This window comes from Flavobacterium sp., from assembly GCF_035292545.1.
Classification (GTDB): domain Bacteria; phylum Bacteroidota; class Bacteroidia; order Flavobacteriales; family Flavobacteriaceae; genus Flavobacterium.
Genome location: NZ_DATDPV010000051.1, coordinates 1 through 18,032 on the forward strand (window position 1 = coordinate 1; position 18,032 = coordinate 18,032).

The following is an 18,032-nucleotide window of genomic DNA, read 5'->3' on the forward strand; positions in this document are numbered from 1 at the left end:
AATTCCAGTTGTCATCATATTTAGTGACCGTTATTCCGTTTGTACCTTGATAATCCGGACCTGTATATGACCCTCTACTTATAGTTGGCGTGTAAATCCCGTTGTTTGCCACCCCAATAAATTCAGCGGTTAGTGGCTGTAGTGTAGTGTTATCAAATGCATTTGGACCTCGGATGATATATCCTTTGGTGCCAACCATATTTTCATTTGCATTTTCCCAATTTCCAAATCCGTTATTGGAATTTGCAATGGTGGTATTCCATTTATAAATCAATCCTGATGAGGTTCCGGGAGAAACTCCCGATACATGAAAATTAGCAACCGGTGAAGACCAATATACATAATCATATTTTCGAATTGATGCTGTACGTTTCATTGAAAGGGACCCCACGTCCGTATAACCATCTTCAGTTTGAACTAATGAACCATTGTTTAGTATATTAAAAGTGCCATTATTAGTCACCATTTTATTTACCTGTGCATAATCATTAGAGAAGATGGTCAGCGTTTTTCCTGTATTAACGGTTAAATTTCCGGCTGCAATTATATCATTGGACACATTGGTATCAAAATTATTATTCAATATTAAATTATAAAAAGTTTCCGTTCCTTCCGGAGTAACATTATTTATTATTTGAGGTGCACTCCCTTCAAAATATACCGTTCCTAATCCTTCTGCAAAACCAACATTCCCACCATCATTTGTCCAGTTACCATATAGATTTAGTCTGCTCAAAGCATTGCTCATGGTTAAAGAACTGCTGTTTTCAATAGTTATATTATTAGAAAAGGCGCCTATCGGAAATTTTGGAGGCGAAGCACCAATTACGGGTTGATTCGTAACACTTGGAATAATGACATCATCGGTTGGTTTTGGAACTGCCAAACCTTCCCAATTGCTGCATTTAAACCAATCGTTATCTGTACCGCCTGTCCAGGTTCCTTCCGGATTCCCTGAATTAATTACAAATGGTTTCCCTACAGCATTGTCATTGGCAGCAGCACTAAAATTTTCAGTAATATTAAGACAATTGTCATTTGCAGGTGCACTCCAGTTACCTAGAATTATTAAAGCTCCCAATAACTGGCTTTTTGAGCCGGTATGCAATGCACTGTTTTTATAATACCTAACACCCGTAAGCGTTAAAGATTCTATATTAAAACATTCTATGTCATCCGGCAATCTTGATTCTCTTGTTGAACCGCCACCAGTTCCTGCCGACACAGCAGACGTGATTGACACCCAAGCCCTTCCATTAGTCAGGCCATAAAGAATTCGACCATTGAAAGTATTATATCTATCGACTGAAGTGGTTCCAAAAGGAGTAAAAGCACCCTGCATAATGTATATCTGGTCCGGGTCGCTGGATGAAATATTACAGGGGTACAATCCTCCAGTGGCTGTAAGGTCTGGGGAAGCAATATTATCAATACTTATTTCATATGCAAATGATCCCGATGTTTTAAAACTTAAAACAGAACCTGCACTTATATTGCCCGGTCCATTCCACAGGAAAGTTAAAGTTCCCGGATCTTCATAAGGAGCATTACCTGAGCCATACCAACGGTCTGTTCTTACATTAGCCGCGGCACCAGATTCGTAACGTGAATTTACTACCAGAAATTCGGTATTGGGTGTAATATCAACTAAAGTGGCAATATAAAATTTATCGTCAGATCCATTAGTCCCACAACCGGCACCAGTACCTACTTTTGAATCATATCCTACAAATATCAAATCACCAGGTTTGAAGATGGTCTGAGCCGGAATAACATCAGAAGCTGCTGCTTTTATATCAAAATTATATATCCCTTCATTACCATCATTGCTTCCTATGATTATTGTATTTACAAAGGTGGCTTCAACGGCACTATTAAAAATTACTGTGAAAGTAGTGAAACCGCCAGGAGGTATCGTTGTTAAAACAGGTTGAGAAATTGTGAATTCCAGAGGAAGCGAAACGTCTGACAAAGTAATTGGAGTCGCCTCCAATACCAAATCTAAATTCCCCGTGTTTTGTATTGTGTATGTTCTGGATCCATTTGTCAAGGTTGCAATTGTTCCAAATCGGGTATGATCTCCCGTAATTGGTGTAATGTCACCGTCTGTAATCGAAATGGTATTTCCCGTTACATTGATTTCCGGACCTGAATAAATAATCGTTTTTATATTTCCTGCAGCAGTTCCGGTTACTGAGCCACTTGGCGACAATGTAGCCGTTAAATTAGTTGACGAAGCTATACTTCCCATGAATGTATTTCCGCCAATCGCTAAAACTGCAACATTTGCAACTAATAAATACTTTCTTGCTGCTACCAAACCCGTCTGACCAGCCATCGTGAAATTCATAGTAGCTGCCAAATCGATGCCAATGCCCGAAACAGAAACTTCTCCTCCGTTGACTGCACCGTTTCCGTCTGTATCATAAAATATTCTAAAGTTAGATAAGTCTGCTATTGTTGCAGTTCCTGTTTCGGTAATGATAACCGACGTAAAGTCATAATTGATGGTACAAGAATTTGGGGTTACATCAAAACCAAATAACACGACATCATTTGTATTTGCATAAATGTTTCCTGCTGCCGGGCTACCGGTATTAGTCAATAGCAATGATCCATTAGATACAACTTGCAATGTAAACGCACTTGTTTCCGCAGCAAGATTATATGCAATTACACGAATATAATAGGTTAGCCCGCTAGTAAAAGCTGCGGTAACTGTTTCTGGTGTACTTGTTGTATGGGCAATAGATCCACCTATACCCGATGTTGGACAAGAAGTAGTAAACACATCAAAATCAACATTTCCCGTAAAACCATTTAATGTAATCGTATGCATTCCTGAGCAACTGGGTGTAAAAGAATACCAAACATCATTTTTAGTTACAGCATAAGTAAGCCCCGACGTTGGCGTTGCTCCAGATAAATTACCTGCAATTGCAGCAGTGTTGACTGTCAACAAAGTAGCGTCGGAGCATAAATCATTTAGAAGTGGAGCCGTTCCTGTTCCTTGTATTGAAAAATTATATGGATTTTCATTACTATCATCGTTTGCAATTGATATCATTGCGGTTTTTAACCCAACAGTACTTGGATTAAAAGTAACTTGAAAATCAGTTGAACCGGAAGCCGTAATAGGAGTTGTTGGAAAGGCTGTTATAGTAAAATCAGTAGCATTTGCGCCTGCTATTATCACATAAGGGCTTGCGTCTGTCAAGTTAAGATCTACAACACCAGTGTTTTGAATGGTAAATGTTTTTATCACCGATCCGGAAGTGATGTCAGTTGAACCAAAATCAGTAGCATCTGCCAACGTCGGTGTAGCATCACCATTTGCAATAGAATTACTGTTTCCGGTAATGTTTATTTCTGCTGTTGTAGATGGAGTACAATTCACATTTATATCATCTAAAGCTAAGTTTCCCGCTGATTTTGTGTAAGTAAATCTGAAACTTTGAATGTTTGCAGGTAAAGTTGGAATACTTGAAAAATTATATAGTTTAGTAGTTCCTGTTGTTGGCAGATTTGCAATATTATCAACCGTTACCCATATAGTTCCATTAAAACCCTCTATCAATAATGAAGAAGCTGCATTAGTCGAATTCCCTACCATCCAGAAAGACAACTCTACAGCATTAGAAAAAGTTGCTGTTTCTACAACATCGTTAGTATCATCGAATTTAATTGAAGGTGATGAAGCTCCAAAATTTCCTACCGAAGTATATGTTGCGTCAATAGATGTAAAAGTCCAACCGCTAGGCTGAGTAATTCCAGCAATAAAACCCTCACTCAAACAAGGCCCTGACGCAATCGTTATCACCAAAGTTTCAGTATCAGTTCCTTCGATATTTAATGCAGAAATAGTTACGTTGAAAGTTCCGGAAACTGACGGTGTTCCAGAAATAACACCAGTAAGCGTATCAATGGATAATCCTGACGGCAATCCTGTTGCATTATAACTTGTGGGGCTGTTAGATGCTGTAATGCTGTAGGTTAAAGCAGTTCCCTGACTTCCAGAGGCTGTCAAATCGCTGGTAATTATGGGCGCATCAATACCGGTTCCCTGAATCGAGAAATTATATAGGCTTTCGTCTGAATCATTATTAGCAATAGAAATTACAGCCGTTCTTACACCTGCTCCACTGGGATTAAAAGTAACCTCAAAAGTAGTGGATTCGGTAGCCGGAATGGCGTTTGAAGGAGTAACCGTTAAAGCAAAGTCAGAAGCGTGAATACCTGATATTACTACATAAGGAATCGCGTCGGTCAAATCAAGCAGTGCTGTTCCTGTATTTTGAATTGTAAAAGTCTTAGCAATTGTTCCTGAGGATAAACCAGCAGAACCTAAATCGGTATTATCATCAATAATTGGAGATATATCCTCATCGGTTATGGTTGTGGCATTTCCCTGAAGGTTTATTTCGGGAGATGGTACTGCCACTGTAAAACCGCCGGTCACGCTTACATCATCGATACCAATACCTTGAGAATTACCTCCTCCTGTATTAATATTCCATCTCAAATAAATATCACTATTTGTTATGATATTTAATCCTGTAATATTAAAAGCAGCTACATTGACTGTTAAACCTGGACCAAAGTTATACGCACTAGTTCCTGTCGGCAAAGAAGCGGCGGCAACATCTCCTCCAGTAACAGCTGTCCAGGAAGTACCATTTAATGAGTAAAAAAACTGTACCGAAGCGGTGGCATTATTAATTCTATATCTTTCAAGATTATAGGAAACGGTAAGTTGTGTTAAATTAGAGGCATTCGTGTTTTTATAATATGCCATTATACTATTTGGGCTATCATAACTTCCTGAAGTCATCACTCCTACTGCTCTTTCTGTTGTGGAAATCCCCCAATTATATCTTCCTCCCGTCGCTGGTGATCCAGAGGAGGCTTGAATATTAACAGCTATAAAATTTCCTGATGCTGCCCAAGTGGGAGCTGAAGCCCCAGCTGCTGAAATCTTCCAGTTAGCCGGTAATGCAGCCGTACTAGTTGCTCCCATACTATCAAAATTTTGAGTGACAGGAGTTGTGTTAGGAATAAGAATTTGCCCCCAACCCGTCACCGAAAACAACATCATTAACAATAGTAATCTTATCTTCATATCAATCCTGAATTATTTGATAAATAGCAAACTAACTTTAACTATTTTGGGTTTTAAAAACAAAATGCCTATAAATTTATAGTATATTCTTTCAGTTCAAAGTAGAATTTACTTACTTAATATTAACAAATCGATGAATTGTTTATTTTGTCCGATTAAGTACAAATTGTCCGACTAAACACAAAATTGTCCGATTAAATGCAAGGTTTCCCTTCTAAAACGAATCCCCAATGTTTCAATTTATTTTTCAATCTTTCCCGCAAAAGTATATTGCTTCCTGAATTTTTTTGTTACCGAATGATTAACAAATCAACACCATAGACAATCACAATAAAACGGTCAAAGGATTTAAAAACAATATTATTCAGTTCATGTTTTTTTATCCAAAACATTTTTAAAAAACTGTATTTTTGCTTTCTGCGGATAACCGTTTTATTTTATGCAAAACGAGAAGACCTTTACTTTTGAAGAGATTAAAAAAAAGCTGGAGCATTATTGTGCGTATCAGGAGCGTTGTCACAATGAAGTAGTCCAGAAACTAAAAACAATGACCATTTCCGAAACGGTGAGCGATACGGTAATCGTACATTTAATTGAGAATAAATATCTCAACGAGGAACGTTTTGCCTGCAGTTTTGCCAGAGGAAAACACCGCATCAAACATTGGGGAAAAATCAGGATTGTCAATGAATTGAAATTTCGAAAAATCTCGCAATACAACATCAATACCGCTTTAAAAGAAATCACTCTCGAGGAATATTCAGCTAGTTTTCATTCACTTGCCGAAAAACAATGGGAAACCATAAAAGAAAGAAGTCTTCCCAAAAAGAAAAAGAAGTTTTGTGATTTCTTACTTCGCAAAGGATTTGAAAGCCATTTGATTTATGATAAAGTAAACGAATTAGCCCGATAGCATCTCCATCGCTTCCCGCAACATACCCATTGATAACCGCAACAAATTGCAAATTAAAATCATTCTGTTTTTAGATTTACTTAATACTACGTTTATAAAAATGGACGCTTTGTGTCTTTACAAATCAAAAAAAAATTACAAAAACTTTTAAAAAAATATCAATATTAAAAAATTCCTGTCTTACAAGTTTGTGTTACTTTCTTTGCGACCCTTAAAATGAGTATGATACCTTCCGCGCATTTCCTCCACCACCAACTGTTATTAAAAAGCAAAATCTTGCCTTTTGTCGTTTTTTTTTATTGCCTTTTACTGGGTTTTTTACCATATAAACAACGAAAACGTTTTCGTAGTATTTACCGTTCGTCGATGTTTTTTGCTTTTAATCGATGATAATTGCGCTTCGTCGAAAACTTTGAAAATTTCTCGAATTTTAACACAGCTACCCTTTGTATGTGTCTAATTTCGCGCCTTGAAAAAAATGCCATGCATACATAATATAAAAATAATTAAGGTACGGTTTTCCCGTAAAAATTGTTAAAGTTTATAAAACTCAAAACTGGTTTTTCGGAACCTTTTATCTCGATAGCTTTTTTAAAGAAAATCACTCGAAGTCACAAAAATAAAAAATGGATAAAATACTACACTTGTTTTCAAATAACAGAACGATTTTTATATTACTATTAATTCTATCAAATAGTTCTTTTACTCTTTGCGCACAAACCACCAATACTTTCACGGCAATCAATTCAAATTGGAATACTGCAGCAAACTGGTCGCTTAATCATATACCAACATCTGCTGAAGATGCAGTGATTCCTTTGGGCAAAACGGTAAATATAGATGTAAGTTCAGCAGCCAACAGCATCTCTATTTCAGGGATTTTGAAACTTAATGATCAAAAAACACTTACGATAGGCCATAATTTTACAGTGAATTTAGGGGGTGCTTTTTATATGCCAGGAGGTCAAGATGTAGCGACACTTGTTGTTTATGGTAATTTTTATAATTATGGCGTTTCCTCTTTTTGGAAGAGCAATGTCATTATTTGTGGCGACTTAATTACTCCTTCAACATCCTCATTGCAAAATAGCGGAATTGTTGTAGTAGGAGGTAATATAATTGGTGATTTTTCTCTTACAGGCAGTGCGGGTAATATCTATGCATTGAATCCTAATGCTACAGTATCAATCACGCCAAGTTCGGTTGACAGCACTGTTATTCCAGGCGCTGATGTGCCAGCTTCCGAAGGGGCAGCATTAATTACTTTAATTAATCAGGCAATTTATTCAGGGAGCTGTCCTTTTACCGTTTCCGATGTAATGGACGTTACAGCTTGTGCCGGGAGTAATGCAATATTTACAGTATCTACTTCAGGTGCATCACCACAATACCAATGGCAAGTAAAAACTAACGCAAACAATGACTGGAATAATTTAGTAAATAATGCAGTTTATTCAGGTGTTTTCACAGCAACGCTTACCATTACAAGTGTAGATGCTTTGATGAACGGGTATAAATATAGAGCATTGATAACCTCATCTTCTTGTGTATCAAGTGGGAACAATGGTAAATTAATTTTAACTGCTGGCCCTCCTGCACCTATCGTTGGGCTAATAACACAGCCTACTTGTACTGTAACAACCGGAAGTGTGGTCTTGAGCGGTTTGCCTCTGTCTGGTATTTTGAATCCTGGAAATATTTCTTATTCAGGAACATCATGTACAGTTTCAGGGTTAGTTCCGGGAACTTATAATTTTACGATAACTACCAATTCTTGCAATTCAGTTGGATCGGCAGCTGTTGTTATTGTTCCATTGGCAACAACTACCTGGAATGGTTCTTCTTGGAGTAATGGGCTTCCGTCTAGTGATAAAAACATTGTTTTTAATGGGGATTACACATCTTTTTCCGACATTACTGCCTGTAGTTGTACCGTAAATCCCGGAACGAATGTTATTGTTAATTCTGGTAATACTTTAATAATGTCTAATGCTATTACGGTTGCAGGCGGAACGATTACTTTAGAAAATAACGCCAGTTTGATTCAGACAAACGATGCGTCAATAAACACTGGAAACATTACCGTAAAAAGAAAATCAGCTCCGATGAAGTTATACGATTATACGTATTGGTCATCGCCTGTTCAAAACTGGAAATTAAATCAATTGTCGCCAAATACCGGCTATTATTACAGCTTTGATCCTTTAACAAACAATTGGGCGGGCACTAACGGTGGTAATCAGGTCATGACTGCAGGGAAAGGATATATCATTAGAGCACCACAAGGATGGAGCACCACAAATGCTACGTTAGGGGTATATAATGGAAATTTTATTGGAGTTCCTAACACCGGAATCATTCCAATTACCATTCAAAAAGGTGCCGGTACTTTCAACCTAATAGGAAATCCATATCCTTCAGCAATTGATATCGATTTATTTCTTTCTGATCCGGCTAATTCCAATATCATAAACGGAACTGTATACATATGGACTCATAACACTGCGATAAGCAGCACCATCCCAGGGAATGCAACTTACAATTATACGAGTGATGATTATGCAAAATACAATTTAACCGGTGGGGTAAAAACAGCATTGACTTCAATTACCGGCTTAGTAACTCCGAATGGTAAAATTGCTTCAGGGCAAGGTTTCTTTATTGAAGCCAACTCTGCTTTGGCCAACGGAACCTATACCGCAAGTTTCAAAAACAGCATGAGAATTGCTGGTAACAACAATCAGTTTTTCAGAACCGCTACTGCTCCACAGTCTGCAACGAACACCATCGAAAAAAACCGTATTTGGTTAAATATATCAAACCCGCAAGGTGCTTATAACGAAACCCTTTTAGGCTATGTAACGGGTGCGACAAATGGATTTGATAACCTGCATGACGGAAAAACTTTCCCTGCAGGAAATGTACTCTCTTTGTATTCAGTTGTAGGAACGGATAATTATTCTATTCAGGGAAGAGCATTGCCTTTCAACGCAAGTGAAATTATCCCTATGGGCTACAGCACTACCTTATCGGGGACCTTTACTATTGCGATTGAAAATCTGGATGGTTTTTTTATAGATCAAAATGTATATTTATTGGATAAATCAAACAATACGACCCACAATCTGAAAACATCAGCCTATAGTTTCACAACGGCTACAGGAACCTTCAATAACCGTTTCGAACTGAGATTTACAACTGCAACTCTTGGTAACGAAAATCCAGTATTGAATGAAAATACGGTTACCATTTATCCAAATGACAAACAAATCAATATCAAATCAACGTTGACAATGGAATCCGTTATCGTTTATGACATTTTAGGAAGACAGCTATTCAATGCCAATAAAATCAATGCAATGAATTTTCAAACCACCGATTTAACGGCAACCAATCAAGTGTTGATTGTTAAAGTAAAGTTCGCTGATAATTACGAAGTGTCTAAAAAAGTAATGATCAATTAAAGATTATCTTCAATTTAAAAAACCCGCTTTCAAATGATGACAGCGGGTTTTTTTATGGTTTCGAAAGTAAAATACTCACCGCATTTCCTCCAAAACCTACGGCATTAATCAATACTTTATTAATTTGTTTTACTGGTTTTTGCGCTTCCGCAAAAGGCACTCCGCTGAACTGCTGATGCTGCATCATCAAAATGGCCATTTCAATATTCAGCATTCCGGAAGCTCCGAAAGTATGGCCTATTTTCCATTTGTTCGTGGTTAGTAACGGAAGGTTTTCGCCAAATACTTTCTGAATCGCTTTATATTCGGTTAAATCTCCGGTTTTTGTTCCCGGTGCGTGCATTACAATCACATCAACTTCAGAAATATCCGTATTTTGCAAGGCCATTTTCATTGATTTTTGGAAACATTCCGCTTCGGCAGAAATAGAAATGTTGTGCTCTAAAATTTCTGTTGCATAACCAATCCCTTCGATATAAGCGAGTGCGTTTTCTGACTTTCCAATTTCGAGACAACAGACTGCAGCCCCTTCACCCAAAATCATTGAGTTTTGCTTTTTGTCTAAATCGAATGCCCGACAAGGATATTCCTGGTTTTTTTTTGCATAAATTTTCAAAGCCTGCATTTGAGCAATCGTGAAAGGCGTTAATGGCGCTTCGCTCCCTCCAACCAGAAACTTATCGGCCATTCCCGCACGAAGCCAGGCCACACCATTTAACAGTGCATGCAAGGCTGTTGAACACGTGATAGAATGCGATATTTCCGGTCCCTCGTTTTGTAAATCATGTGCAACCCATGAGGAAATATTGCCCAATGTTGTTGTCGGGGAAGCCAAAGTTTGCGCTTTTCCAGTATTTAAAAACTCTTGAAAATGATTTTCAAACAATTCGGTGGCACCGCGGGACGACCCAATATTAATTCCAAAATTATCTTCTTTTTTCCAGCCTGCTTTTTGCACCGCCTTACGTGAGGCTGCGATGGCAAATAAAACCGAATGATCCAAAGATTTATATTTGTTATCAAATTGTTTTAGGTTTTCGATTTCTTTTTTAGATTCCGAATCTAAAACAGCCGCAAAAGCTTTTTGAACGCCAAATTCCTTCTCAACGAAACAATGTTCATTAGTGAGATAATGCGCCCAAATACTTTTAGGATTATTTCCTAATGGAGAAACAGAAGCAATGGCGGTTATGGAGATGGTTTTGGACAAAGTATTATTTTCTAAATAGGGTTTGAATGCTGATTCCGTAAATCACTATAGATTTCATGAGTCTTTTACTATCAGTATTTGCCACAAAATTAAACTATTTCTAACGCCTTTTCAACTACGTGATATACTTTTTCGAGCTGCTTTGTTGTAATAATATAAGGCGGTAAAATATATACAATATTACCTACAGGACGTAAAATAACGCCGTTTTCAATAAAAAAATCGTAAAGTTTATTACGCAAAGTTCCATAGTAACTGGCGGAACTTTCGGTTTTTATTTCCAATGCAAAAATAACCCCGAGCACTCGTGCCGTTTTTACTTTTGGATGCGATTCTATTTGTTTTTGAAAAGCGAGATGACTTTGATTGACTCTTAAAATATTGGCCTGCATGGCATCGGTTTGCAACAATTCTAAACTTGCCAAAGCTGCGGCACATCCTGTTGGATTGGCGGTAAAAGTATGTCCGTGGAACAAGGCTTTATTAATATCGTCACTATAAAAAGCATCGAACAAGTCTTGTGTAAATGTTGTAATCGCCATCGGAATGGTTCCGCCGGTCAACGCTTTCGACAGGCAAATCATATCAGGTTGCGTTTGCAGATAATCGCAGGCAAAGTTTTTCCCGGTTTTTCCAAAACCTGTCATGACCTCGTCGGCAATCGTAAGAACTTTATTTTCCTGACATATTTTTATAAGTTCGTCTAATGCTTCCGGCTCAAACATGACCATTCCGGCTGCACCTTGTACCAAAGGCTCAAAGATAAATCCGGCAACATTATTGTTTTTTATCGCTTCCTGTAAAGCGATGTAACTCATTTCTTCCTGACCTTTTACAGGAACCGGAATACGCACCACATCGATAAACATGCCTTGAAAAGCTTGGGTGTAAAATGAAATCCCACTAGCTGCCATCGCCGCAAAAGTATCACCGTGAAAGGCATTTTCGAAAGCAACTATTGTTGTTCGCTTTTCTCCTTTGTTGAAAAAATATTGTAAAGCAACTTTGATGGCCACTTCCACTGCCGTAGAACCATTATCGGAAAAGAAGATTTTCTTTTGATTGTTGGGCAGAATCTCCATTAGTTTTTCTGATAAAACAATCGCGGGTTCATGAGTAAAACCTCCAAATAAAACGTGTTCTAATGTTGTTAACTGTTTGTAAATCGCATCCGCAATAAAGGTATTGCTGTGCCCGAATGGATTAACCCACCAGGATGCAATTGCATCAATATATTCTTTGTTGTTTTCGTCCCAAAGCAATGCCTCTTTACCTCTTGCAATAGCAATTGGAGGTGCTGCGGTTTTATGTTGGGTATACGGATGCCAAAGATATTGGCGGTCTCTTTCGGTTAGGTTCATGCTCTAATTTTATAAATTTAACAGATTTTCCCGAAACAAATCGGCATATTCTGCAATTACATTTTGATCAAAATAGGGTTCTTCTTCAATTCTTCCGATGCATTTTATTCCTGTTTTATGCAGAATAATTTGTTCGGAAGATTTGTTTTCATTGCCATTAAAAATGATTCCCACAATGTTTATTTTTCTGTTTTGCAAAGCTTCAATAGTCAATAACGTATGATTGATGCTTCCTAAATAATGGCGGGAAACCACGATTACCTTATAATCGGGTTGTATTAAATCGATGACGCAAGCTGTGTCATTTAACGGAACAAAAACACCTCCGGCGCCTTCAATCACAAGATGATTTTTGGTTTTTGGTTCTTTTATTTTTTTTATATCGACAGTAATTCCATCTAATTCTGCGGCCAGATGCGGACTGGCCGGCGTTTGCAATTGATAACTGTTCGGATAAATTACCGTCTTTTCGTTTGATATAAATGATTTGATTTTATGACTGTCGGAAGCAGTTAAATCGCCCGCTTGGATGGGTTTCCAATAATCGGCTTCTAATGCTTCTGTGATGATGGCAGAAGCTATGGTTTTACCGACGTCGGTTCCAATTCCTGTGATGAAGATTTTCATTTTTTTATTTTAAAATACAAAAGTACTCAACAAACTTAATACTTCCGAAATTTCTTCTTTCGAATTGAACTAAAACAAAAAAGCTACCCAAAAGCCGCTTTGTATTTATTCCTCCTTAAGTTCATCGAGTACGCTCCTGATTTCTTTAGCATACTTGCCATAAAAATTATTAACCCACCATTCGGTAACGGTTGCTATACATAAAATTATTCCGACAAAAATACCTATTAACAAACCCACAAAGAAGTCGGCTGACTTTTCATGTACAAGAGCAGTCAATTCGTCAATACTGTAATTATTCAGGAAAATCATTCCCACAAAAACCAATACAAAGGGCACTAAAGAATATGTAAAGGATTTATACAATTCCATATTCAGCCGAATATCAAAATAGGTATCGTACAAATTGTCTTTCGTATTCGCTTCCACTTTGTTTAATCGCTTGTAAAACCAATACAGTTTGATTAAGAAGTAACCGCAAATCACCAAAAAAAGCATAAAAAGTCCGTAATATGCTGTTCGTAAAAACGGCGAGAAATTGCATATCATCGGGATAAATCCTAAAAAAAGGATAGAAAAAATTTGGTAGACCAATTCGTTTTTCAAATTTTTTCTGATTTTATCCAAAGGCATATTTGCCGATTGCAATTTTTGCAAATGTGTGGGAAGTATGACATGGTCCGACTTGTCATTATTCCATGCTGATTGTATGTCGTTAAAATCCATATTGTTGCTTTTCGATGATTTCTTTTAATTTATTTTTGGTTCTGTTGAGTTTTACCCGTGCATTTCCTTCGCTGATTCCCATGTTTTTTCCAATCTCTCTATGGGAGTATCCTTCGAGATGGTAAAAAACCAAGGCTTTTTCGATTTTATCCAATTGATTTACGGCAGTATAAAATTGATTGATCTGGAGTTCTTTTATATGGGAATCGTCCTCTTCCTCTTTAATATTATCCGTTGTGAACGAAGAAACCTGCACTTTTCTCTTCTCCTTTTTAAAGAAAACAATGGCGGTGTTCACCGCTACCCGATACATCCAAGTGGAGAATTGGCTTTCATTCCTAAAAGAATCATACGACTTCCAGAGTTGGCACACAATTTCTTGAAATAAATCCTGTTGGTCGTCAGGGTTATCCATATACATTTTGGATACCTTATGCAAGATTCCTTTATGACTTTGTATTCGGTTTAAAAATTCTTGCTCTTTTTCTTTCAAAACGTATTAGTTCATTACCGGTTTTACAGTATAACCTGCTTTTCTTAATAAATTAATCAATCCTTGTTCACCAGCCAAATGTGCCGAACCAACTGCAAAAAATACACCTTCCTTTTTCATTAATTCGGGCATTTTTTTTAACCAATTTGCATTTCTTTCGTCAAGCAAACATTTTTTGGCACTTGCATCCATTACTTTTTCATCTGTAACATCCTGGTATATTGCTAACAAATTTTCATTAACATAGTTTTGTACCAACTTTTGCGTTTCCTCCGTATTGATGTATTTGAAATACTCCATCATTTGTGCATCTGAATACGATTTGTTTAGAAAATCCATTTGTGCTTGTACCGTTTCCAAACCAATTATAATTTTTTTATCTTCTTTCGCTTGAGTGGCCAATTCCATTTCATATGCCTTCAGGTTTTCACAACCAAAAGATTTAACCTGCAATAAACTCATTACTGTTATTATGCTATAATTATCAACTTGACTCACCTTAATTCCAGCCTGTTTTTGCAAAATGCTTTCTAATTCAGCTAGTTGCTCAGCCGATAATTTTTTGCTTAACAAATCCGTTCCCATTGCCGCTTTTTGCATATAAGCCATTTCATTTGGATCGGTTATGTTGATTTCCAAAGCCAATTTACTGGTTTTTGCAAAAGCCTCTTTTACTTTTGGACGAAGAACAAAATCCTTTTCGCAAATCATGTGGACGGTTCCAAATAAATAAGACGGTTTTGTTACTCCGTTTCCTGAAACTTCCCACAATAAGGAGTTTTCGATTTGTTTAGTTTGTGCATTAGATGTGAATCCCAATACTAACGCAATAACTACGATTGCTGATTTAAATAGATTTTTCATTTTTGTTGTTTCTGTTTTCATATTTGTTTCGTTAATTTGATTATGACACGTAAGTAATCAAATAACCAAAACGTTACAAAAAATTATATTTTTTTACAAAAACGAGTAAATACAACGCATCACAGCTGAAATTTCTTCGGTTGAATTATAACTATGTAAGCAGAAACGAAGGCGTTCCTGTCCTTCGGGGACCGTTGGAGAAAGTATTGCTTTGACATCAAAACCTTTTTCCTGCAATTGATTTGCTATGGTTTTTACATTTTCGTTTCCGGGAATGACGGCAGATTGTATGGCTGATTTGCTTCGTACAAACAAGGGTTTCAAGCCCAATAAGTTTTTTTCCTGATTGAAGTGAATGATATTTTCCCGAAGCTGTGTTATGGTTTGCTGCTCCTTTTCTAAATGTTGGTAGGCAATTAATATCGTGGCGACTGAATGTGGCGACAAACCTGTCGTGTAAATAAAGCTTCTGGCAAAATTTACGAGATAGTTTTTCAATTCGGAAGATCCTAAAATTGCGGCGCCATGACAACCCAACCCTTTTCCGAAAGTCATGATTCGGGCGAATACTTTGTGATGCAAGTTTAAGTATTGGATTAAACCTTCGCCTTTTTCTCCGAAAACGCCCAAAGCATGCGCTTCGTCAATCACTAAATGGCAATTGTGTTTTTCGGAAAGAGTCACTAATTCTTCGAGATTTGGACTGTCGCCGTCCATTGAAAAAATGCTTTCGGTGACAATATAGATTTCTTTTATGACATCTGACTGTGCTTGCAGCAATCGTCTTTCTAGGTCTTCGAAATCGTTGTGTTGGAATTTATGCGCTTTTGCATTCGATAGTTGGATTCCGTCGCGAATGGAAGCATGACTTAATTCGTCATACAAAATCAAATCACCCCTTTGCGGAACGGCACTAAAAAATCCCACATTGGCATCATAACCCGAATTGAAAATCAGTGCGCTTTCGGATTCGTGAAATTTTGCGATAAAAGTCTCGGCTTCGGGATAGACTTTGTGATTTCCGGATAGCAATCGGGAACCTGTAGCACCATTTTGAATGATTTTATTATCAATTAGATATTGATGCGTTTCATTGAAAATGGCTGCCGATTTCGAAAAACCCAAATAATCATTGGAAGCGAAATCAATCCGGGAATTGGGTTCCGTCAATGTTCGCAACGAATTGTTTTGGATTCGTTGTTCTAATTTATGGAATAATGCTTTAGGAAATCGTTTCATAGTTTACAAAAGTAAGCAACTTTATTTTGTTCTAATTGATATAAAATTATCGTTATTTGATTTTTAATTATTGTTATTCGATAATTTTTATATATTTGCCTTAATTAATAAATCAAAATATTATGAGAAAATTATATTTACTAAAAGCTATTGTTGATTTTGTTTGGATAATATCATTAATAACCATTCCCTTTTTGCTTTTTTTTATTGGATTTTTATTAATCAGCGATGAATCATTTGATTTTCCAATAAAAATGAATGGCATTGAAATTACTGTTCTTGATTTAAACGCAAAAGTGGTTTTATTTTTTGGTGCTTTATCTTATTTAGCATTAATATATAGTTTATATTTTATGAAAAAATTACTTAGTTTATTCCAATCGAGAATAATTTTTGATGAGAAAGTAATCAAATATTTTAATAAAATCGGGAATCTATTTATTATTTCTGCCTTTTTAGCTGGAGTTCCTACATTCATTTACAAAATTATAACTCGTGAAATTGGACTTGAGATTGGTTATAATCCATTCTTATATCTGGTTTCACTTGGCTTGTTTTTTATGGTATTAAGTGAAGTTTTTAAAATGGCCAAAACAATGAAAGATGAAAATGAATTAACCGTATAACCATGCCAATCATAATCAACTTAGATGTAATGCTTGCCAAACGAAAGATGCGTTCCAATGAATTAGCGGAACAAATGGGCATCACAACGGCTAATCTTTCTATCCTGAAAACTGGGAAAGCTAAAGCAATTCGGTTTTCGACTTTGGAAGCGATTTGTGACATTTTAGAGTGTCAGCCAGGAGACATAATGGAATATGTAAAAGAATAAATTACAAATCCTTCTTTTACATAATGAGTATGGAAATAAAAAAAGCCTAACAATAATGTTAGGCTTTCCTTTTTTATATTCGAATTATTTTAGTCGGCTAAAATAATTACTTTATTGTCTTTCATTTCAATTGTTCCGGAAGTAATGGCAAGGGTGTAAAGTTGGTCATTTACCTTTGCGAATTTACCAGCTACTTCTTTTCCAAATTTAAAACTAGGGGCTGCAATTTTTACAATTCCTTTTCCTAAAATAGAAACAATTGGTGCGTGATGATTCAATATTTGAAAGCTTCCGTCAATTCCGGGTAAGGTAACCGAAGTTACTTCTCCTTTGAATAAGGTTGCTTCTGGTGATACTATTTCTAAAATCATTTTTTTTGCTTTACGCTTTAAGCTTTAGGCTTTAAGCAATTAAATTAAGCTTCCGCCAACATTTTTTCTCCAGCTTCAATCGCATCTTCGATAGTACCTTTCAAGTTGAAAGCTGCTTCTGGCAAGTGATCTAATTCTCCATCAATAATCATGTTGAATCCTTTGATGGTATCTTTAATATCAACCAAAACTCCTTTCAAACCTGTAAACTGTTCCGCTACGTGGAATGGCTGAGATAAGAAACGTTGTACACGACGTGCTCTTGAAACCGATAATTTATCTTCTTCAGATAATTCTTCCATACCTAGAATCGCGATAATATCTTGCAATTGTTTGTATTTTTGAAGAATCTCTTTTACTCTTTGTGCACAGTCATAATGCTCATCCCCTAAAATTTGTGGCGTCAAAATTCTTGAAGTTGAATCCAATGGATCAACCGCAGGATAAATACCTAATTCTGCAATTTTACGAGACAATACTGTTGTTGCATCTAAGTGAGCAAAAGTTGTTGCCGGTGCCGGGTCAGTTAAATCATCCGCAGGAACGTAAACCGCCTGTACCGATGTAATAGATCCTTTATTTGTTGAAGTAATACGCTCTTGCATCGCTCCCATTTCAGTAGCCAATGTTGGTTGGTACCCTACTGCTGATGGCATACGACCTAAAAGTGCAGAAACTTCTGAACCTGCTTGTGTAAAACGGAAGATGTTATCAACGAAGAACAATACGTCTTTTCCTTGATCTGTTCCTGCTCCATCACGGAAATATTCCGCAATAGATAATCCAGAAAGTGCCACACGTGCACGAGCT

13 protein-coding genes and 1 pseudogene are annotated in these 18,032 nt (G+C 36.8%); 4 read left to right on the top strand and 10 right to left on the bottom strand.

The window, feature by feature from the left end; all coding sequences use genetic code 11:
• Nucleotides 1-5,119, bottom strand: a 5,119-nt coding sequence (locus VI621_RS08655) for a choice-of-anchor D domain-containing protein (RefSeq protein ID WP_324217983.1), incomplete at its 3' end; no start/stop codon positions are given.
• Between the two features lie 439 nt (nt 5,120-5,558).
• Here VI621_RS08655 and VI621_RS08660 point away from each other — a divergent pair.
• Nucleotides 5,559-6,032: a regulatory protein RecX gene (locus VI621_RS08660; RefSeq protein WP_324217984.1), complete on the top strand. Its 474-nt coding sequence runs from the start codon at nt 5,559-5,561 to the stop codon at nt 6,030-6,032.
• 626 nt (nt 6,033-6,658) lie between these two features.
• Nucleotides 6,659-9,496, top strand: a complete 2,838-nt coding sequence (locus tag VI621_RS08665) for a T9SS sorting signal type C domain-containing protein (protein ID WP_324217985.1) — start codon at nt 6,659-6,661, stop codon at nt 9,494-9,496.
• A gap of 52 nt (nt 9,497-9,548) precedes the next feature.
• Here VI621_RS08665 and VI621_RS08670 read toward each other — a convergent pair whose 3' ends face one another.
• The 7 genes from VI621_RS08670 to VI621_RS08700 form a co-directional block, all read right to left on the bottom strand.
• The gene (locus tag VI621_RS08670) at nt 9,549-10,706 is read right to left on the bottom strand and encodes a beta-ketoacyl synthase N-terminal-like domain-containing protein (RefSeq protein WP_324217986.1); all 1,158 of its coding nucleotides are present in this window, start codon (nt 10,704-10,706) and stop codon (nt 9,549-9,551) included.
• An 89-nt stretch (nt 10,707-10,795) separates the two neighbouring features.
• The gene (gene bioA / locus VI621_RS08675) at nt 10,796-12,067 is read right to left on the bottom strand and encodes an adenosylmethionine--8-amino-7-oxononanoate transaminase (RefSeq protein ID WP_324217987.1); all 1,272 of its coding nucleotides are present in this window, start codon (nt 12,065-12,067) and stop codon (nt 10,796-10,798) included.
• Between the two features lie 9 nt (nt 12,068-12,076).
• A complete protein-coding gene (gene bioD, locus VI621_RS08680) occupies nt 12,077-12,694 on the bottom strand; it encodes a dethiobiotin synthase (RefSeq protein WP_324217988.1) in 618 nt (205 codons plus the stop codon).
• Between the two features lie 105 nt (nt 12,695-12,799).
• Nucleotides 12,800-13,420 carry a hypothetical protein gene (locus VI621_RS08685; RefSeq protein ID WP_324217989.1) on the bottom strand — a complete coding sequence of 207 codons (621 nt, stop codon included), beginning with the start codon at nt 13,418-13,420 and terminating at the stop codon, nt 12,800-12,802.
• Nucleotides 13,410-13,913 (bottom strand): RNA polymerase sigma factor, encoded by a 504-nt coding sequence (locus VI621_RS08690; RefSeq protein ID WP_324217990.1) that lies wholly within the window; start codon nt 13,911-13,913, stop codon nt 13,410-13,412. The genes VI621_RS08685 and VI621_RS08690 overlap by 11 nt, the downstream gene beginning before the upstream one ends.
• 6 nt (nt 13,914-13,919) lie before the next feature.
• Complete coding sequence (locus tag VI621_RS08695) at nt 13,920-14,777, bottom strand: TraB/GumN family protein (protein ID WP_324217991.1); 858 nt, start codon at nt 14,775-14,777, stop codon at nt 13,920-13,922.
• Between the two features lie 93 nt (nt 14,778-14,870).
• A complete protein-coding gene (locus VI621_RS08700; protein WP_324217992.1) occupies nt 14,871-16,016 on the bottom strand; it encodes a pyridoxal phosphate-dependent aminotransferase family protein in 1,146 nt (381 codons plus the stop codon).
• Between the two features lie 122 nt (nt 16,017-16,138).
• On the opposite strand from VI621_RS08700, the gene VI621_RS08705 reads away from it, so the two are divergent.
• Nucleotides 16,139-16,642 carry a DUF2975 domain-containing protein gene (locus VI621_RS08705; RefSeq protein WP_324217993.1) on the top strand — a complete coding sequence of 168 codons (504 nt, stop codon included), beginning with the start codon at nt 16,139-16,141 and terminating at the stop codon, nt 16,640-16,642.
• Between the two features lie 2 nt (nt 16,643-16,644).
• A complete protein-coding gene (locus VI621_RS08710) occupies nt 16,645-16,851 on the top strand; it encodes a helix-turn-helix transcriptional regulator (RefSeq protein ID WP_324217994.1) in 207 nt (68 codons plus the stop codon).
• 89 nt (nt 16,852-16,940) lie between these two features.
• On the opposite strand, the gene VI621_RS08715 is transcribed toward VI621_RS08710, so the two are convergent.
• Nucleotides 16,941-17,222, bottom strand: a complete 282-nt coding sequence (locus VI621_RS08715) for a F0F1 ATP synthase subunit epsilon (RefSeq protein ID WP_324217995.1) — start codon at nt 17,220-17,222, stop codon at nt 16,941-16,943.
• Nucleotides 17,223-17,266: 44 nt separating this feature from the next.
• Nucleotides 17,267-18,032 (bottom strand): annotated as a pseudogene (locus VI621_RS08720) (F0F1 ATP synthase subunit beta); the annotation flags it as partial.

Bases quoted from the DNA above. Each gene is read 5' to 3' on its own strand.
- bioA (WP_324217987.1), bottom strand. From the start codon at position 12,067: ATGAACCTAACCGAAAGAGACCGCCAATATCTTTGGCATCCGTATACC.
- VI621_RS08665 (WP_324217985.1), top strand. From the start codon at position 6,659: ATGGATAAAATACTACACTTGTTTTCAAATAACAGAACGATTTTTATA.
- bioD (WP_324217988.1), bottom strand. From the start codon at position 12,694: ATGAAAATCTTCATCACAGGAATTGGAACCGACGTCGGTAAAACCATA.
- VI621_RS08660 (WP_324217984.1), top strand. From the start codon at position 5,559: ATGCAAAACGAGAAGACCTTTACTTTTGAAGAGATTAAAAAAAAGCTG.
- VI621_RS08695 (WP_324217991.1), bottom strand. From the start codon at position 14,777: ATGAAAAATCTATTTAAATCAGCAATCGTAGTTATTGCGTTAGTATTG.
- VI621_RS08700 (WP_324217992.1), bottom strand. From the start codon at position 16,016: ATGAAACGATTTCCTAAAGCATTATTCCATAAATTAGAACAACGAATC.
- VI621_RS08685 (WP_324217989.1), bottom strand. From the start codon at position 13,420: ATGGATTTTAACGACATACAATCAGCATGGAATAATGACAAGTCGGAC.
- VI621_RS08705 (WP_324217993.1), top strand. From the start codon at position 16,139: ATGAGAAAATTATATTTACTAAAAGCTATTGTTGATTTTGTTTGGATA.
- VI621_RS08715 (WP_324217995.1), bottom strand. From the start codon at position 17,222: ATGATTTTAGAAATAGTATCACCAGAAGCAACCTTATTCAAAGGAGAA.
- VI621_RS08710 (WP_324217994.1), top strand. From the start codon at position 16,645: ATGCCAATCATAATCAACTTAGATGTAATGCTTGCCAAACGAAAGATG.